The organism is Psychromonas arctica, from assembly GCF_038155225.1.
Taxonomy (GTDB): domain Bacteria; phylum Pseudomonadota; class Gammaproteobacteria; order Enterobacterales; family Psychromonadaceae; genus Psychromonas; species Psychromonas arctica_B.
Genome location: NZ_JBAKBA010000015.1, coordinates 26,644 through 45,749 on the forward strand (window position 1 = coordinate 26,644; position 19,106 = coordinate 45,749).

The window sequence follows — 19,106 nt, forward strand, 5'->3', positions numbered from 1 at the left end:
TTAATTACAAAATTAGGTTTTAATTAAAATAAAAAATATTAACAAATCGTCCCAGCTCCAAAGTTGATGTCCTTATCATTATCAACAATTGCTTGGGCTGCAATGGTTAGACCTTCAACAATGGTGTCTAAAGACATAGTCGATTGACTACCATCAAGGCATTGATTAGTCATTAAAGGAATATGTACAAAACCGTGGTTGATATTGGTGTCTCGTAGGTAATGTTGAATACCATAAAAAAGGTGATTACACACAAACGTACCAGCGGTATTCGATAGTTGTGCAGGTATGCCCTTATCTTGCATTGCTTTTACCATGGCTTTGATAGGCAAGGTTGAAAAGTAGGCATCGGGTCCATTTTCCAACACTTTTTGATCAATCGGTTGATTACCGTCGTTGTCGGGAATGCGGTAATCATCAATATTGATGGCTATTCTTTCAGGTGTAATGGCGCTTCGTCCACCAGCTTGCCCTACTGTCATTACATAATCAGGCTTATGCATTTTAATTGCGCTAATGACTGCGTCAATTGAAGTTTGAAGTACAACAGGCACACTACAGGTTACTACCCTTGCTCCTTCAAGCTCAAGTCCATCTAAGCGTTTAACCGCCTCTAATGCAGGATTTTTATTATCACCACCGAAGGGTTCAAATCCAGTTATTAATAATGTTTTCATGGTCGACCTCAGAATGCTAAGAAATAGATTAGGAAAGTATTAATGGTCAACATTAATAAACCCGGTACAAGTTGCAGGAAGATTATCTGGTTTTTATTTTTCAATGCTAATAAAGCAGCCGGCACAATATTGAAATTAGCGGCCATTGGCGTCATTAACGTACCACAATATCCCGACAGCATGCCGATAACGCCAATAATAACTGGGTTCCCGGATTGTTCAATCATTAATAATGGAATAGCGACACCGGTGGTAATAACCGCGAAGGCAGCAAAAGCATTCCCCATGATAATAGTAAATAACGCCATACCAAATGTATAACACATGACATAAGCAAATAGATTATTGTTAGGTATGATTTCTTTTACTATTTGAGAAACTGTTTCACCAACGCCTGCTTCTCCAAATAAATAGCCAAGAGCAGCCAAAAATTGGGATAATATAGCAGCCCAACCAATGGTATCAATCAATCTACGGCCTTCATGAACGCTTTGCTGAACCGTGCCTTTTGTGATCACGATTGCCACAATTAAAGCGAGTGCTGCACTTATTCCTAATCCAATTAATGCACTAGAGTCCGTCATTTTTGACCATAAAATAGTCACTACGGGAATAATAAGAGCGGGAATAAACATGCTATTTTTTAGGCTTTTAGCACTTTCCATTCTGAATTTTTCGTCAGAATGACCGTAACTACCGATACCCATCAATCCACATGCTGCGATTAAGGTCATTAACAAGACCATCACGCCTACAAACCAATCCGGTAACATAACGCCAAAGGTAAATGAGAAACCATAAATCAACCAAAATAGACCAGTGCCAATGCGTTTTTTATTACTTTTATCAGCAAATGTTTGAACGGCGAATACAATTAATAAAAGCCCAGTGGCTTGATATACATACTCTAGCATTCTGATTCCTCCGATACTTTTGATACCACAGCCGCTTTCTTTTGCTCAATTTTTGCAAAAACAAAGAAAATAATAATGGAGGCGATTGCAGAAGGAAGTGCCCAGACATACATGTCATCAAGCTCCATCGAATAACCAGCTTCGTCTAACACGCCTTTAATCAGTAACAAACCGCCACTACCAATAAAAAGAAGTTGGCTAAAGAAGTTTCCAAAATTTTCACTCACCGCAGCAAACGCTCTCACACGTAATCTTTGTTTTTCTGTGATCGCTGGATTAGACGTTATTGCAGCAGCTTCGGTCATGGGTGCTATCAGAGGGCGCACCATTGAAGGATGTCCACCCAGACTTAATCCCATTGCATTGGTTACTTTTCTGAGTAACAGATAGGCAAAGGTAACTTTACTAACCGATGCATTTTTCATCGATGAGATGAGGATTTCAGCACGTTCCTTTAATCCGTAATGCTCAAGTAACCCAATCATAGGTAAAATAAGAATAAACAAAGACATGTAACGATTTTTAGTAAATGAAGAACCTAATATACTGAGTATTTCAATTATCTGTAAATGGGCAATTAACCCTGTCACCACTCCCGCAATAAGAATAACAAGTAAAGTATTTAACCTTAACATGAACCCAATTGTGATTATCCCTATGCCAATCAAAGGCCAAAAATCAATCATTGTAACTTCTCCCTATAGTTATGTTTTATCGATAAATTATTTCTACTTAATGATTAAATCGTGCTTATAAATAACACAACAAATACAAGTTAAATGTGATTTACATGCGTTTCGCGCACAAAATACTATAAAAGTTAGAGCATCATCTATGCCATTTAATTTGTTATCGTTTATGCATAGCAAAAAAATTGTTACCTAACCTAGTAATAATGGGGCTTTGATAGATGAATTTATTTATTAAAAAATTAATTACACGATATTTAACAAATCGGCTGGATAAATACTGCCTAAAATTGCACTCATTTGGTGTGCATTGCCCCAAAGTAGTGTGCAGATCTCACCTTAGATTGAATACGTTCAACTTTCACTTCCTTATGTTTAAAGTATTAAATGAAAAACAACTTAAAAATTAACCATTAAAAATCAACATGTTGATGTAAATATTAGTAATTATCATTTCTAATATTTAAGAAATGTGTTCTATGTCGCTTCATTTGGTATGTAATGTGCAATGATGTAAATAGGATGTAAATTGAATATAATTTACATGCAATATGTAATTGGATTGTTATTTTTTTATAATTGATAAGGGATAATCTATGAAAATGTTCAAATTGGCAGCACTCACGTTTGCAGTAATCAGTTCAGCAACCACCTCCGCAGCAACACGTTGGGATATGGCAACGCCTTATGTGGATGCGACACACCATACACAAAACAATATTCAATTTGCTGAAGAAGTTAAAACAGCAACGAATGGAGAATTAGAAATTATCATCCATTCAGGTGCTTCGTTAATTAAGCATAAAGAAATCCCTAAAGCAGTCCGTAGCCAGCAAGTTCCTATCGGCGAAGTTTTTATTGGGATAATGGGTAATGATGATCCCATTTATAAATTAGATAATATTCCTTTTTTAGCGACTGACTTTGATCAAGCCAAAAAACTATACGCAGTATCTAAAGCAGCGCTTGAAGCTAAATTAGATGAAGATGGTTTGATGTTATTGTATTCCGTGCCTTGGCCACCACAAGGTATCTACAGCCAAGAACCCGTCAATAAAATCGAAGACTTTAAAGGGGCAAAATTACGCTCTTATAGCTCCACCCTTTCTCGCTTGGCTATCTTATTGGAAGCCTCTCCAACAACGGTACAGACGGTTGAAATTCCTCAGGCATTCTCAACTGGCATTGTGAATATGATGATCACATCACCAACGACAGGTGTTAGTAGCCAGTCTTGGGATTACGTCAATAACTACACTGATGTTCAGGCATGGATTCCAAAAAACATGGTCATTGTTAATAAACGTGCTTTTAGACGTTTAGATAAGCCATTACAAACTGCACTTTTAGCTGCTGCAGAAAAAGCTGAAACACGCGGTTGGGAAATAGCTATACAAGAAACCAAAGATAAAACGGCTGAATTAGCTGCACACGGAATGACAGTCAGCGAACCGAGCGAAGTGTTGATGACCGAACTTAAAAAAGTAGGTGAAAATATGGCAACAGAATGGGCTGAAGAAGCAGGAAGTAAAGGCAAAGCCTTGTTAGAAGAATACAAGTAACACATTTACCTTTACTCATAACCCATTAAGGAGAGCCTGATAATGAGAACACTGTTAGATAAACTCTATTTTTTTTCTGGTGCATTATCAGGACTTTGCATTGTCGCCATTTGCGCCGTCATTTTAGCGCGGGTTGTCGGCAGATGGTTTAGTATTGAAATCCCATCTAGTGATGATTTTGCTGGTTTTTTATTAGCAGCAGCCAGCTTTTTAGGATTGGCTTACACCTTCCGTGGTGGTGACCATATCAGAGTTAATTTATTTATCTCTAGGTTACCAATCTCTTTAAACCGTTGGATAGAAAGGTTTATTTTAATACTCGGTTCAATATTGATTATTTACCTCACCTGGCAACTGGTATTCATGGTATTAGAATCACATGAATATAATGACCTCTCATCTGGCTATATTCCTGTGCCACTTTGGATGGTTCAATTACCGTTAGCGTTAGGTATGGTTACCTTCAGTATTGCAATTATTGACCAAACTTTTTGTCATTTATTTTTAGGTCAAATGCTTCCAAAATCAGAAGAAGAAGCATTAGCAGATAGCGAACAAATCGATATTACTACCACAGACTCATTGAACACGGAGCGTCAATAATGAATGAGATGATGATTGGATTTATTTTACTGTGTGTTTTATTTGCTTTATTAGCCAGTGGCTTTTGGGTTGCCTTTACGCTGATAGCCGTTTCGATTGCGGGAATGGTATTGATTGGCAATGATAACTTCGGTTTATTATTTGGTACTTCAACTTGGGCATCGGTGTCCGATTGGTCTTTAGCTGCTTTGCCCTTATTTATTTGGATGGGCGAAATTCTGTTCAGATCGAATCTATCAAAAGATTTATTTAAAGGGTTAACACCTTGGTTGACTGGTGTACCCGGCAAACTATTGCACGTTAACATTTTGAGTTGCGGTATTTTTGCAGCGGTATCAGGTTCATCTGCTGCAACAGCTGCAACAATAGGTAAAATGACATTACCTGAACTTAAACGTCAGGGTTACGACGATAAAATGGCCATCGCAACGTTAGCTGGATCTGGCACGTTAGGCTTGCTCATACCGCCTTCTATCATTTTAATTGTTTACGGCGTTGCCGCTGAAGTTTCAATTGGACGTTTATTTATGGCTGGTGCATTACCCGGCATCATGCTGGTTATTTTATTCATGGGGTATACGGCTTTTTGGTCTTATAGAAACCCTGACAAATCGCCACAAACAGAAAGAAAATATACGTGGACTGAAAAATTTTCATCATTGTTACGTTTGATTCCTATTGGCACGCTGATATTTTTTATTATCGGTTCAATCTATGCAGGATTAACAACCCCAACTGAAGCCGCGGCCTTTGGTGTTGTCGGTTCACTCATTTTAGCGGCGACCAGTCGTTCATTATCGATGAATACGTTTATTGATAGTTTAATGGGCGCAGTTAAAACCTCATGTATGATTATATTTATACTGGTGGGAGCCGCTTTCTTAACCATGGCAATGGGCTTTATTGGCATACCGCGCATGCTGGCAGAAAATATAGCATTGTTAGAGTTATCACCTTATATGCTGCTTTTCATACTAACCATTATGTTTATTATTCTGGGCTGTTTTTTAGATGGTATTTCTGTTGTGGTATTAACCACTTCGATTGTATTACCTATGGTACTTGAAGCGGGAATCGATCCACTTTGGTTCGGTATTTATATTGTACTTGTAGTAGAAATGTCCCAAATAACCCCACCAGTTGGCTTTAATTTATTCGTGATTCAAAGCCTAACAGGACGAGATATACTTTTTGTCGCCAAAGCAGCCTTACCTTTTTTCTTTTTGTTACTCTCCGCTGTTTTAATCGTTACGATTTTCCCACAAATTGTCACTTGGCTACCACACACAATGTCTAGAGGTTAATAACATGGTCAAAGAAATCAAAACTAATACGAATACCAATACCAATAAAAATAAAGATAAAGATAAAGATAAAGATAAAGATAAAGATAAAGATAAAAATGAATATATCCCTATTTTATCATCTTCACATTTAGGTGGCGAAAATGCACAAGCATTAAGTGAATTCGAATATGGCTTAGTCATGGTTAACAACGCATTTCAACGCTGGATGCAGTCATGTAGCACAGCTTGTGAACAACATAATTTAAGTACTTTAGATAACCTCGTTATTCATAATATTTATCATCGAGAGCGTGCTAAACGCATTACTGATGTGGCTTTTACTTTAAATTTAGACGATAGCCATAACGTTTCATACTCTGTAAGAAAGTTAGTTAAATGTAATATGTTGCAACACGAAAAACGTGGGAAAGAGACGTATTACAGCGTCACGCCTTCTGGTAAGGAATATTGCTTGGAGTATGCAAAAATTCGTGAAAAATGCTTGCTTCAAGCACTTGATCACCTGTCTGTGGATAGCTCACTCAGTGAAGTGGCGAAATTAATGCGTACTCTTTCAGGCGTGTATGCGCAAGCTTCTCGCGCAGCAAGTTCTCTATAAAAATAAGGAAAATTCAATGCTAATTAATTGTGATATGGGTGAAAGTTACGGCATTTGGGAAATGGGTCAAGATAAAACGATAATGCCTTTTGTTGACATGGCGAACATCGCTTGTGGTATGCACGCATCTGATCCCAGTGTGATGTTAACCACGGTGCGATATGCAAAAGAGCACGGAGTCCGAATAGGCGCTCATCCTGGTTACCCAGATTTACAGGGTTTTGGACGACGTTTTATAGAAATGCCCGCTGAAGAACTAAAAGCTTATGTTATTTATCAATTGGGCGCTTTAAATGGTATCTGCCAAAGTGAAGATGTGGCCATTAGTTATGTGAAACCACATGGTGCACTTTATAACGCCATGATGAAAAAAGATGACATTTACATTGCGTTACTGGAAGCCATTGCGAGTTATGATATTAAATTGCCTTTAATGATAATGGCGGTGCCTGATCATCTTCATTACACCACTTTAGCTGAACAGTATGGCGTTGAATTAATATTCGAAGCCTTTGTTGACCGTACCTATCTTTCAAATGGACGATTAACTCCGAGAAGCCTACCCGGCGCCTGCCATGACGATTTAGACGTCATCTGTGCGCAGGCGATGAAGCTCATTTCAGATCAGTCGATAACCAGTATCGACGGTGAAGAAGTTAACATTAAAGCAGATACGTTATGTATTCATGGTGATGGAAAACTCGCCGCTGATATTGCAAAAACCTTAAGATTACAAATCACTGAATACACAGAGTCAATAATATGCAAGTAAAGCTAGTTAATGAGAATAGCCTTATTATCTATTTTTCAGAATCAGTCAGTATAGAAACGGCTGATTTTATTAACTATGTTTACCATCGATTAAATGAAGACTTAGGTGATGTAATTGAAAATATTATTCCTTCTTATACATCTATTTTAGTAAGTTGTAATTCACGAAAAATTGGTTTGCAAGGTTTTCAGAGGGTGGTCAAAACTGCACTGAATAGCTTAGATTCAAACAACACTGATGACTTTAAGCCTAAGCAAATTGAACTACCCGTTTATTATGGAGAAGAAGTTGCCTTAGATCATGAAGATATTTCGCAACATACCGGATTACCCTTTTCAGACATAATCAAACTACATACCAGTGAATATTACCGTGTTTTCGCTATTGGCTTTGCACCAGGTTTTGCTTTTTTAGGCAATATTCCCGCACAAATAGCCATGCCGCGCAAGAAGAGCCCAAGAACAAATGTACCAAAAGGCAGTGTTGCTATTGCAGATAGGCAAACGGCAGTATATCCGAATCAATCTCCCGGTGGTTGGCAGATTATAGGACGTACCCCTATTAATTTACTGGATATTACAACAAAGAATTTGAGTAAATTTTCAATGGGTGATCAAGTGAAATTCAAAGCAATAGATAAACAAACATTTTTAGCCATGGGTGGCATACTTTAAAGGTGACAAGCAATCAATGACATTACGTATTAAGCAAGCAGGTGCATTAAGTTTAATCCAAGACCTCGGTCGCTTTGGTTATCAAGATGTAGGCGTAACAGTAGGTGGTCCAATGGATAACCATGCTTTTTATTGGGCGAATCGATTATTGGATAACCCACCAAACGCTTCGCAAATTGAAATGACTATGGGCCCTTTTGTTGCTGTGTTTGAACAATCTACCACTTTCTCGCTTTGTGGTGCTGAGGTTGTAGCAAAATTAAATAACCAAATAATTAGTAACTGGCATTCATGGGTAGCAAAATCAGGTGATGTATTAACCCTAAGTTTCCCTAAAACAGGTCTACGTACTTATCTTGCCGTTGCAGGCGGTTTTGATGTACCTAAAATGCTTGGAAGTACTAGTACCGTTGTTAGAGACCACTTTGGCGGGATAACGCAACAAGGCGATAAGTTACTTGACGGTGATACCCTGCCTTATCAACCAAACGTATCTTCATATTGTCGTGGTGTACTAAAACAATTTATCCCTGATTACACTGAGACCATCAGAATAGGTGTGCTGCCAACTTATCAATTTGATCAGTTTGATGAGAAAGCAGTCAATACTTTTTTAAACGAGATTTATACCGTAACACCCTTAATTGATAGAATGGGTTATCGACTTGAAGGTGCGACGATTGATTTTCCTGATCAACATTTTATTTCTGAAGGCATTGTACCCGGCTCGATTCAAATCCCAGCCAATGGTCAACCAATCGTATTAATGCGAGATAGACAGTCCATTGGTGGTTATCCAAAAATAGGCTGCGTTTGTAATAGAGATCTCAACTTACTGGCACAAGCGACACCGGGCACAAAGATACATTTTTTCTTGCAAGATTTGTTTGAAGCTGAAGCGGAACTCCAACAAGAACAACATTATTTTTTCAATCTATGACAATTCAATTTATGATAATATGTATAACAAATTTAAACTCTATGCAAAAAGGTTAAACTTAAGAGCCCATTCAGCATAAATGAAAGAGCTTATAAATAGGTAATAAAGTTTTGATTAATAAGACTAGAGTTTCCCTAACTCTAAAATAGTTTCAGCTGTAACCATATCGCCTTTCATTGTTTTTACCGTCACATAATAAACATGATTATTGCCGCCTGAACAAGGTGGCATGTATGCCCTTTATATATATCGTCCTGCTCCTCGGAGAGCTTCAATCATGGTAAATTTCGGGAAAATTAAATGAATGTCCTGGTACTGATGGAATATCTACTGTTTTAGACATTGCATCAAGACTATAACTCATACGGACATGTCTCCCGTTATCCATCTTTTTAGAGTCACGGTCACTATATCGAAAACAATTGAATCAGAACCTGATGGAATATCCATTACATGCAACTTAGGCGTTGCAGAGCTTTCTACAACAAATTTATCACATTGCTGACCAACCGGAATTTTTGCACCATCCTGAACACTATCAGTCAGTTTGGCTTCAAGTACTGAAGTAAACATAGAGAAAGTTGAAGTAATAATTAAAGAGCTTAATAGTTTACATTTCTTAATAAATATCCATTTCAATAGGCAGCTTTACCAAATGATTTTGAGATACTGGTACTAAACATATCTTTTAAAAATACAAGTACAGCGTTATACAATATTTAGATGCTATGTATGCGTTATAATCAAAATAATATCGATTACATTAAATAAATCATCTAAATTTTGTGCAGGAAAAATGACTTAGTTTAAGGCGTAAGTTGAGCTAAATGCTTGCACCCTTTACGAAAGTTACAACAAAGAAATAAGTTATTTTAACAAATTAAATAGAACCATTAATTAGTGTGGTTGGTATAATACCAGTCAAATATAAAATAAGCTCAACGTGACAAGTTAAACACCATTTATAAAAACGCTATTGAATTGTGATAACTCAATAGCGTAATTGAGGCTTGGTTAATGGAAGGTTAAGAATTTACTGCAACTTGTTCAATAACTTCATTTTTTGATAAACGATAATTGTTCAACGTTACCACGACAATCACTACAATACCGGCAATATTGATATAAAGGTAAGGCACTAACATTGTAAACCCTGACACAAGCAACATAGCACGAGCTGGGAACGATAATTTCGTCGCTAAACGTCCTTCGATCGTTCCTGCAAAAGCAATAATCAAACCAATGGTTAAAATAATTGCAATAATGAAATCTATATTCTGCCCTTCCATCCAAATAAGACCTGAAAAAGCCATCATAATCGGAATGATAAAGAAGCCCTGTGCGAGTTTAAAAGCTTGAATAGCAGACTTCATCGGAGACGTATTAGCAATACCCGCCGCAGCAAATGCCGCTAATGCGATAGGAGGAGTAACATTAGATGTTTGTGATAGCCAAAATACAATCATATGGGCAGCTAATAACCCAACGCCTAACTCAGTCAAGCTTGGAACAGCCATAATCGATAATACAATATAAGCTGCAGTTACTGGCAACCCCATACCTAAAATAACCGCTGCTATAGCAATAAGACCTAAAACGGACCACAGATAACCACCTGACAGCGCCATTAAGAACTGTGTAAATTGCAAACCAATACCTGTTTGCCCTACCACCCCCACTACAATCCCAGCGGTACCACAAGCAACTGAAATAGGAAGTGCAAGTAATGCACCTTCTTTCAATCCTTCAAAGAACACGGGGATAGTTATACGACTATGCTTACGGCACATTGCAGCAACTAAAATAGCAACGCAACCAGCAATACCAACCAAGATTGGTGAATAGCTCATTAGTAATAGGCTAGTTATTAAAATTAATGGCACTAAAAAATGCCAACCGTTTTTCAGAACAACAGATATTTTTTCAGTAATCTCCATGCCTTCTAACCCTAATTTACATGCCATTAAATGAACATAAAGTAAGGTACAAGCAAAATATAGAATAGCCGGCGCGATAGAAACTAATAAGATTTCGCTATAAGGAATACCTGTAAATTGCGCCATTACAAAAGCGCCTGCCCCCATTACTGGTGGCATGATTTGTCCGCCCGTTGATGCAGCAGCTTCAATTCCTGCAGCTTGCTCTGGTTTATAACCAAGCTTTTTCATCATTGGAATGGTTAAAGCACCTGTTGTTACCGTATTAGCAATAGCAGATCCTGATATTGAACCTAAAGCAGCTGAAGCAATAACACTGGCTTTAGCTGGACCACCACGATATTTACCCGCTATAGAGAATGAGGCATCGATAAAAAACTTACCGGCTCCAGTAACTTGGAGAAATGCTCCAAATAAGACGAAGATAAAAACAACCCCAGCAGCAATAGCAAGTGGCGCACCATATACTCCATTGGTTGAATAGATATGAAATCTAACAATCTCTTCTATTGAAAATCCCTTGCTAGCAACAGAAGCAGGTAAATAGTTACCAAAAATGGCATAGGCTAAAAATAATGCTGCAATCAACACCATAACAGTCCCAACGGTACGACGGGTTGCTTCAAGCAATAGCACAAGAATGATTAAACCTGATAATTGGTCAAGAAATGTTAACCCGTCCATTAGAAATGAGATGTCATCATAATCGAAATAAATAATATGATAAGAAGCCCAAGCAATCGCGCCAATAAACACTACATCGATTAAACGTCCGGCAAGATAAAACAGGGTTGATTGTTGAGATTTAATTAAAGGAATTGTAAAAAAAACTAATATTAACGCCCAGCTTAAATGAACAGGTCTAAATACAGGGGCAGATAAGTCTGCAGTGATCCCTTGCCAAATTTGAAATACAGATAACGAAATTGCAGCAAGTGCAGCAATTAATACCATTTTGTCCGAGATCCATTTACTTGTTGTTGATTCACTCATTTGACTCTCCGAAGGCAGTGTGGAAACCACCTTCTCACTCATTATTGTTATTATTGTGGCTTCGTATGAAGGCTTGTATTTGATTACAGTAGATTTTATAAAGGAATTTAAAACGACTTTACAGATGTAATCAAAATAAAAATTTAATTTTAAATCATCATCTAAGTTCCCTTTCTCATTTTTATATTTAAGAGAAAGGAAACCAAGAATAGACAGGATTTACATCTGTTCTTTTAAGTATTTCAATGAACCAGGATGTAAGTCGATCCCGTTTAATTTGTTCATATTTTCAAGCGTTGTGAATTTAGTTACGCTAATAACCTGATTAATTTTGCTCATATTTTCAAAAGCAACTTTAGTCATTTGGTAAGCAAGATCAGTATCCATATTTTTATTTACAATCAGGATATTCCAAACTGCAGGAGCATTAAATGCGCTAACATTTTTGTAGCTTTCCGCTGGTACTTCAATTGATTGGTAAGATGCATTATCTTCAGACACTTTTTTAAGTTCATCTGCAGTAAATGATAAAATTCGAATCTTATGCGTAAAGGCTAATTCAGTAATAGCACCCACACCAACACTTCCAACAATAACACCAGCATCAATTTGTCCTGCTGAAATAGCATTTGTTGTTGCAGTGTAATTTAAAGATTGAGCATCGATATCTTTATCTGTAATACCTAAAGAAGCAAGGATGTTGGTTGCACTTACACGCGTACCAGATCCTGGAGCACCTAAAGATATACGTTTACCTTTTAAATCTTTAATTGATTTAATATCTGAGTCTGCAGGTACAATGAATTGCACTACATTTGGATATAAAGCAAATAAAACAGATACGTCCATTTTACGAGGAAAAGGTTTAATACCTTCATGAGCTTGCAATACAACATTACCCATGGCAATACCAGCAAGCTGTTTGTTAGATGAAACTTTGATTGTATTCTCTACTGATGCGGCTGTTACTTCTGCACGCATGTCAAAGTCTTCTATATTTTCACTCCAAATTTTAGCTAAAATACCACCTAGAGGATAATAGGTACCACTTTGGCTACCGGTTCCAATCGTGTAGTTTTCTGCCATTGCATTAAAAGAAAATAGACATGCAAGCCCAATGATTCCATTTTTGAAAATATGTTTCATAAGTAATCCTTCTTATTGTTTAACAACACATTTAAGTGATGTGATTTAGTGATATATTTAATAAAATAACTTTTTTTATTAAATGATATATATTCCTGTTTTAACAGATATTCTATGATGTATTTGTTAACGCTTTGTTGCACAAAAGATTACCACTAAAGTCAACTCAGGCAATGCTTTGATCTCACAAAGATAAAGGTCTTCAAAGCTCATATAGCTTTTTGGGGGAGGAGATTATATAGATGAAACCGTTGAATCACTAGATAAATTTTATTTACAAACAACAACTTACATTTAAATCATATAAAAAATATTATTTCTTATTATTTAATTCACTAAAATAAGTGCGAAAAATTGAAGTTCAGTACTGTGAGTTTCGTCTAGTAATTAATGGATCATATTACTGATAACTTATATTTTTATCCAAACATTGAGTATATTTATCACCGTTCTATAACAATTTAACCATATTGATTAGAATAGACTTCTCTAACGTGTAACTTTTATTATGAGTACCAGCCATAAATGAAAATGAGTAATATGAATGAAGAAAGTAAAATATTTGTTATTGGACTTCCTCGCACAGGCACAACAAGCATTAGCGTTGCAATGTTAGAGGCAGGTTTTAAAGTTGCGCATACCGCCTTTACTAAAGAAGCTTTTAGACTAGCGGATGTAATTTCTGATGCTCCTTGTTTTTCGGACTTTAAACAATTAGATCAACTATTTCCTGGTTCCAAGTTTATTTATTTAGACAGAGAGCTTAAGCATTGGTTACCGTCAATGCAACGTTTGTTAAATAAAATGGCACCGGCTCTTAAACCTAAAACAGGCAGCTTTAGCCCTGTATTGAAAAGGTCATTTAATGAAACCTTCGTTACTAATAATGACAAGTTATTGAGTGACTTACATTTAACAAATTGTTATTTAAAACACAAAAAGCAAGTGCAGAGTTATTTCAAAGAACGTGAAAATCTACTAATAATTAACTTAAGCGAGCACGATAGCTTTTATAAATTATGTTTGTTTTTGTCCTTACCTTACCAAGATGGGCAATTATTTCCTCACCTGAATCAGGGGTCACAAGTTGCAAACTGGAAAGCTTATAAACATAAAAATAAAATCAGTAGTTTTAGTTCAGGTAAAGACCACCGTCAATTCTTTAATTATTAGTAATTTTACGTATCTAATCTCAATCTAAGATAAACAAATCGATACTGCACTGTCAATTTTACCTATTTCAGTATTAAATCACCCACCAATAGCTCATTATTAATACGATGATTTACTTTGAACTACAAAACTAACGACACTATATGACATGACATGACATGACATGACATGACATGAAAACGTAGCATATTAATATTTTATAGTATTATACCGATTACATTAAATATATTTTCTAAATTTTGGACTGAAAAAACAGTTCAATTCAAGGCATAAATTGAGCCTGTCGAAGATTAACTTCGTTAATCGTCTATCGGAAAATTAACCAAAAGAGGTTAATTTTTTAATGGCAGCTCCCTTTACGAAATTTACAACGAGGAAGTGGACTGTTTTAACAAGTAAAATAGATAAACTATTTATCGTGATTGGTATTACGCTTCCATTATCTAGAATAGAGTTTATCTATAATTTCACGTATAAATACACTTTACATTTTTAAATAAAAGTCTTTAGTTAAGCTAATATAAGGAAAAGAGTAGCCCGACCCATCATGAATAGTTAGCTCACTTTGCTTTGCTATCATTGAAGATGATGATTTTGTTAGTTCGATTAGCACACGTGTAGCGGCTTTATTTATTGTAGTTTTAACGTAAGTAAGCTTTGAAACTTGTAGCGTATTTTTCTCATTTGAAACATCGTCCAATAACTTAATAAATGCTTCTCCTTCTTGTTTTGGTAATACAAAACTTGCTAAACCTTCATTATTTAATAACTTTTGACAACTTGTTATGAGAGTTTGATGTGAAAGCATTGAAGTGTGGCGAGCGACTGCACGTTGAGTCGTTTTAGATTCTTCACCCGAGTTAAAATACGGTGGATTACAAATAATAGAGTCAAAGGTTTTATTGGCTTTAACAAACTCTTGTAATGGACAATAAATTACCGTTAATCTTGATGACCAGGGACTATTGATACAATTATCTATTGCAGCTTTAATAGCATTTTCTTCTATTTCTATCGCACTAATATGTGCGGATTGATTTCGCTGTGCACACATAATCGCTAAAAGCCCTGTCCCACAACCAATATCCAAAATAGTTTTAGCTTTGTCTACTTTTGCCCAAGCGCCTAGTAAAATAGCATCAGTACTTACTGGCATTCCACATTCAGCAGCAGTAATATGAAATTGTTTGAAAGTAAAATCTTTAGCCATCTCAGTTTAATGCCTTATTGTTAATAATAGTCGGATAAAATAAATTAAATATTAAAGATATAATTAATAAAAAAACCTAAATATTTATTATAACTACCCTAACCCTTTTTGGCATGATTAGTCAGTTACAATCTGATATCATTCTGTCTTTAATTCCCTGCAGAATTTTCTGCTCACTTTGGCTTTTTATAGGATATTTTTATGAGTCTTGCCGACAAAGTATTAGCTGTAAACAACGATTTACCAATTCGTACAGATCAGCCGGTCCACAGTGGTAAAGTGCGTTCAGTTTATTGGTTAACAGCTAAAGATAGCAAACGCTTAATTGAAGAAAAAGGTTACAACGTACCTAATGATGCGCCATTAGCCATTATGGTAATCAGTGATCGTATTTCTGCATTTGATTGTATCTGGCATGGTGAAGGTGGTATGAATGGTGTTCCAGGTAAAGGAGCAGCTCTAAATGCAATCTCAAATCACTGGTTCAAACTATTTAAAGAGCAAGGCTTAGCTGACAGCCACATTTTAGATATCCCACATCCTTTTGTTTGGATTGTTCAAAAAGCACGTCCAGTTATGATTGAAGCCATTGCACGTCAATACATTACAGGTTCAATGTGGCGAGCTTATGAAAAAGGAGAACGCGAATTTTGTGGGATCTCAATTGATGAAGGTTTACAAAATAATACTAAATTACCTGAATTGTTGATTACGCCTTCAACTAAAGGCATTTTAAAAGGTGTTCCCGGTGTTCAAGAAGTCGATGATGTAAATATTACTCGTCAAAATATTGAAGACAACTTTGCGGCCTTTAACTTTAGTTCGCCTTCTCATATCAATGATTACGAAAAACTATTAAAAGAAGGTTTTGATGTGATCAGTGCCGAGCTAGCTAAATTGGATCAAATCTTTGTTGATACAAAATTTGAATTTGGTTACGTGACAGATAAAGCTGGCAATGAAAAACTTATCTATATGGATGAAGTCGGTACACCTGACTCATCACGTATTTGGGATGGTTCAGCTTACCGCGAAGGTAAAATAGTTGAAAATTCTAAAGAAGATTTTCGACAATTATTACTAAAACACTTCCCAGATCCAGATATTCTGCTTAACAAGGATCGTATGCAGGAACGTTTTGCATTAGCAAAAGATAATGCTTTACCTGAAGCTGTATTGATGCAAATTTCTAAAACTTATACAAATATTGCTGAAAAAGTAGTTGGTAAGAAAATTGAATTATCTGAAAACCCTAAACAAGAAATTATTGATATTCTTCGTGAACAATACAATTTAATAGATTAATACTGACCGTTAATACCCTGTTAATAAAAGAGTTTATAAACAAGGTTATTTAAGTTAATTAACGCTATTATTAAGCAGGACATTGTCCTGCTTTTTTGTATCTGCTGTTTTTAATTTAGGAGAGTTATTATGTCAATGGGATGGGTTATCTTCATCATTGTGTTAGCGTTAGGCATTATATTGAGCAATATTTTGTTATTAAAGAAAAGTGCCAACATGAAAATTCCAGACAGTGTAGTAAAAGCGATGCAGGAAAAGAAAGACAAAGAGGCACGAGAGCACCTTGAACAAGAAAAAAAGGCACAAAAAAAGCCTGATTAAAGAATTAAGCAGGCTTGATGTTTATTATCTTCAAGGTTTAAAACCATTTATTTAAACTGTTTCAAACTTATAGTCGTCAAATAAACCTTTGTAAGTTTAATCTACAAAGGTTTAGTTTGTTGATCATTCTCTAAAATAACACTACGAATATTATCTGTAATACTTAAGTAAAGTTCAGTCACTTGTTGGTCAGATAATGGTTTCTTATCTGAATCTAACCACGTTAGTGATGTATCGCCACCGGTTAAATCTCCAAGTTGAACAAAGTACTCTCCTTCTTCTAAATCAATTGGGTTTAAGTTTCTTTCAGACCAATATTCATCGTCTTGAGATACAAATCTAACTAGGAAATAGCCTAAGTTCTTATCATTATCAACTGGTTTAAAACTCATTAAGCTAAGTAGTGAAGGTAACTTATTCCAGACATCAATAAACTCAGAATCAATAATCCAAGCTGTTTGATGGTTATCATCAAAACCGAGTTTAATTGGTAATGGTTTATTATTTGCTGTTTGTAACGCTTGAGATTGCTGTTTGACGTAGGCAAATTGTAGCATTTCATTTATAAAACGAATTTCTATATTGCGTTTAGTACGCCCTTTTAAAATATGTTTTATTTCTTCACCGTCATTTCGTGCTTCATAACGTTTAGCATCAACCACTAACGAAACACTACGGTCATCTGCGCCTTTATCTATTTGTAATTTATACACACCTTCTTCGTGATAGGTATTAGTACTAATAGAACCATAAGATCTCTCTGTGATCACAGGGCCAGTATCAATTGTTAAAGTATCAATATTACTATTAACGGGTGTTGAATTTTTATAAGCTAAATACTCAAGCGCTAAATCCCATACTGTTAATTGTGTATCGACTTGTTCTTTAAAAGCATTAAACCAGACTTTAGTTTCAGATAAATCAGAATCTAACAACACCCCATCCAAAACTGGCATTAGCTGACTTGGAGGACGCACATCAACATCAGAACCCATTAGACCAAATTGGTTCTGTTGATCGGTTAATGTGGGGATTTCAAAAGATGATCGATTTTCTCTTGTTGAAAAGGTACCACTATCATATTTATCGATTAAGGTGACTTCTTGATAATCAAAATCACCTTGTGCTTTTGCTCTGTCTTGGAAGCGAGCACAGCCAGTCACTGCAGAAGTAAGAATGACTAGGGTAGCAATTTGGGTTAACGCTTTATTTTTTTTCATGAAAGTAATTTTGCTTCAATTAATGCATTACGAACAATGCCTTGATATTGTTCAGATAATGTCGTTAATGGTAAACGTAATGTAGGAGTAGGAATTAATCCTAGTTCCGCACAAGCCCATTTAACAGGGATTGGATTCGCTTCATGGTATAAATGAGTGTGTACTGGCATTAACTGTTTATTGATTTCAAGTGCTTTTTCGACTTCGCCACTTAGAGCAAACTCACACATCTGTGCCATTTCAACAGGGGCAACATTAGTCGTTACTGAAATAACGCCGTGTCCACCTTGCAACATAAAGTCACAACCCGTTGAATCGTCACCACTGTAAAGTAAGAAATCAGCAGGTAAGATTGCTTTTAACTCAGCTAAACGCTCTAAATCACCCGTTGCTTCTTTAATACCAATAATATTTGGAATTTTAGCTAAACGAGCAACGGTTTCAGGCAACATATCAACTGCAGTACGCCCAGGTACGTTATATAAAATCTGTGGTAATTCACAAGACTCAGCAATCGCCTTGTAATGAAGGTATAAACCTTCTTGTGTTGGTTTATTGTAATAAGGAGTTACATTCAAACCCGCAACGATACCACTATTAGTAAATAACTTACTTAATGCAATCGCTTCCGATGTTGAATTTGCACCATTACCAGCGATTACAGGGATTCGACCTGCAGCATACGTAATAGTTCGCTCAACCACTTTTACATGGTCATCAACACTAAATGTTGCTGATTCACCAGACGTTCCTACGGCTACAATAGCGGCTGTCTTTGATTTGATATGGAACTCTACTAGTTCTTTTAATGCAATATAATCAATTTCGCCAGTCTGATCCATTGGGGTCACGAGTGCTACAATACTACCTGTTAACATGTAAATGCTCCTTTTATTGAGCGTCCAATGTTACTTTTGCAAGGCTTTAAAAACAAGAAGAAAAATGAACTGATTAACACTCTTAGCGAATATTTATGACATTATTGCTTATACTCACCTTTTTGTAAGCTAATTGCTTGAATATACACCGACTATAGGCTTTGATGACTTTCATATTTCACGTATC

Annotated in this window: 19 protein-coding genes; 10 read left to right on the top strand and 9 right to left on the bottom strand. The window is 36.1% G+C overall.

Annotation, left to right across the window (positions count from 1 at the left end):
* Window positions 1–38: 38 nt before the first annotated feature.
* The 3 genes from pcp to V6255_RS08070 are packed head-to-tail and all read right to left on the bottom strand — an operon-like array spanning window position 39 to window position 2,277.
* Window positions 39–677 (bottom strand): pyroglutamyl-peptidase I, encoded by a 639-nt coding sequence (gene pcp, locus V6255_RS08060; protein WP_341627685.1) that lies wholly within the window; start codon window positions 675–677, stop codon window positions 39–41.
* Window positions 678–685: 8 nt separating this feature from the next.
* Window positions 686–1,591 carry a DUF979 domain-containing protein gene (locus V6255_RS08065; protein WP_341627686.1) on the bottom strand — a complete coding sequence of 302 codons (906 nt, stop codon included), beginning with the start codon at window positions 1,589–1,591 and terminating at the stop codon, window positions 686–688.
* On the bottom strand, window positions 1,585–2,277 hold the full coding sequence (locus V6255_RS08070) for a DUF969 domain-containing protein (RefSeq protein ID WP_341627687.1): 693 nt from the start codon (window positions 2,275–2,277) through the stop codon (window positions 1,585–1,587). Before V6255_RS08070 ends, V6255_RS08065 begins: the two co-directional genes overlap by 7 nt.
* A 599-nt stretch (window positions 2,278–2,876) precedes the next feature.
* Here V6255_RS08070 and V6255_RS08075 point away from each other — a divergent pair.
* Genes V6255_RS08075 through V6255_RS08105 form a run of 7 tightly spaced genes read left to right on the top strand, consistent with a single transcriptional unit; the run spans window position 2,877 to window position 8,736 of the window.
* Window positions 2,877–3,842: a TRAP transporter substrate-binding protein gene (locus V6255_RS08075; protein WP_341627688.1), complete on the top strand. Its 966-nt coding sequence runs from the start codon at window positions 2,877–2,879 to the stop codon at window positions 3,840–3,842.
* A gap of 42 nt (window positions 3,843–3,884) precedes the next feature.
* Window positions 3,885–4,445, top strand: a complete 561-nt coding sequence (locus V6255_RS08080) for a TRAP transporter small permease (protein WP_341627689.1) — start codon at window positions 3,885–3,887, stop codon at window positions 4,443–4,445.
* Window positions 4,445–5,749, top strand: a complete 1,305-nt coding sequence (locus V6255_RS08085; protein WP_341627690.1) for a TRAP transporter large permease subunit — start codon at window positions 4,445–4,447, stop codon at window positions 5,747–5,749. Before V6255_RS08080 ends, V6255_RS08085 begins: the two co-directional genes overlap by 1 nt.
* Window positions 5,750–5,753: 4 nt before the next feature.
* Window positions 5,754–6,350 carry a winged helix DNA-binding protein gene (locus V6255_RS08090; protein WP_341627691.1) on the top strand — a complete coding sequence of 199 codons (597 nt, stop codon included), beginning with the start codon at window positions 5,754–5,756 and terminating at the stop codon, window positions 6,348–6,350.
* 16 nt (window positions 6,351–6,366) lie between these two features.
* Entirely contained in the window at window positions 6,367–7,122 is a 756-nt protein-coding gene (locus V6255_RS08095; protein ID WP_341627692.1) for a 5-oxoprolinase subunit PxpA, read from the top strand.
* A complete protein-coding gene (gene pxpB, locus V6255_RS08100) occupies window positions 7,113–7,796 on the top strand; it encodes a 5-oxoprolinase subunit PxpB (protein ID WP_341627693.1) in 684 nt (227 codons plus the stop codon). The genes V6255_RS08095 and pxpB overlap by 10 nt, the downstream gene beginning before the upstream one ends.
* Window positions 7,797–7,812: 16 nt before the next feature.
* Entirely contained in the window at window positions 7,813–8,736 is a 924-nt protein-coding gene (locus V6255_RS08105; RefSeq protein ID WP_341627694.1) for a biotin-dependent carboxyltransferase family protein, read from the top strand.
* Window positions 8,737–9,096: 360 nt separating this feature from the next.
* Here V6255_RS08105 and V6255_RS08110 read toward each other — a convergent pair whose 3' ends face one another.
* From V6255_RS08110 to V6255_RS08120, 3 genes are all read right to left on the bottom strand, one after another.
* Window positions 9,097–9,375: a hypothetical protein gene (locus V6255_RS08110; protein ID WP_341627695.1), complete on the bottom strand. Its 279-nt coding sequence runs from the start codon at window positions 9,373–9,375 to the stop codon at window positions 9,097–9,099.
* A gap of 386 nt (window positions 9,376–9,761) precedes the next feature.
* Window positions 9,762–11,666: a TRAP transporter fused permease subunit gene (locus V6255_RS08115; RefSeq protein WP_341627696.1), complete on the bottom strand. Its 1,905-nt coding sequence runs from the start codon at window positions 11,664–11,666 to the stop codon at window positions 9,762–9,764.
* A 219-nt stretch (window positions 11,667–11,885) separates the two neighbouring features.
* Window positions 11,886–12,812: a TAXI family TRAP transporter solute-binding subunit gene (locus tag V6255_RS08120; protein ID WP_341627697.1), complete on the bottom strand. Its 927-nt coding sequence runs from the start codon at window positions 12,810–12,812 to the stop codon at window positions 11,886–11,888.
* Between the two features lie 540 nt (window positions 12,813–13,352).
* Here V6255_RS08120 and V6255_RS08125 point away from each other — a divergent pair.
* The gene (locus V6255_RS08125; RefSeq protein WP_341627698.1) at window positions 13,353–13,985 is read left to right on the top strand and encodes a sulfotransferase; all 633 of its coding nucleotides are present in this window, start codon (window positions 13,353–13,355) and stop codon (window positions 13,983–13,985) included.
* Window positions 13,986–14,469: 484 nt separating this feature from the next.
* Here the strand turns inward: V6255_RS08125 and V6255_RS08130 are convergent, their stop codons facing one another.
* Window positions 14,470–15,195, bottom strand: coding sequence for a tRNA1(Val) (adenine(37)-N6)-methyltransferase (locus V6255_RS08130; RefSeq protein ID WP_341627699.1), 726 nt, complete (start codon window positions 15,193–15,195; stop codon window positions 14,470–14,472).
* Between the two features lie 201 nt (window positions 15,196–15,396).
* On the opposite strand from V6255_RS08130, the gene V6255_RS08135 reads away from it, so the two are divergent.
* Both V6255_RS08135 and V6255_RS08140 read left to right on the top strand, forming a co-directional pair.
* On the top strand, window positions 15,397–16,500 hold the full coding sequence (locus tag V6255_RS08135; protein WP_341627700.1) for a phosphoribosylaminoimidazolesuccinocarboxamide synthase: 1,104 nt from the start codon (window positions 15,397–15,399) through the stop codon (window positions 16,498–16,500).
* Between the two features lie 129 nt (window positions 16,501–16,629).
* Window positions 16,630–16,821, top strand: a complete 192-nt coding sequence (locus tag V6255_RS08140) for a DUF2897 family protein (protein WP_341627701.1) — start codon at window positions 16,630–16,632, stop codon at window positions 16,819–16,821.
* 101 nt (window positions 16,822–16,922) lie between these two features.
* Here the strand turns inward: V6255_RS08140 and bamC are convergent, their stop codons facing one another.
* Together bamC and dapA are read right to left on the bottom strand one after the other, a co-directional pair.
* Window positions 16,923–18,041, bottom strand: a complete 1,119-nt coding sequence (bamC, locus tag V6255_RS08145) for an outer membrane protein assembly factor BamC (protein ID WP_341627702.1) — start codon at window positions 18,039–18,041, stop codon at window positions 16,923–16,925.
* Window positions 18,038–18,919, bottom strand: coding sequence for a 4-hydroxy-tetrahydrodipicolinate synthase (gene dapA / locus V6255_RS08150; RefSeq protein ID WP_341627703.1), 882 nt, complete (start codon window positions 18,917–18,919; stop codon window positions 18,038–18,040). Before dapA ends, bamC begins: the two co-directional genes overlap by 4 nt.
* Window positions 18,920–19,106: the final 187 nt, after the last annotated feature.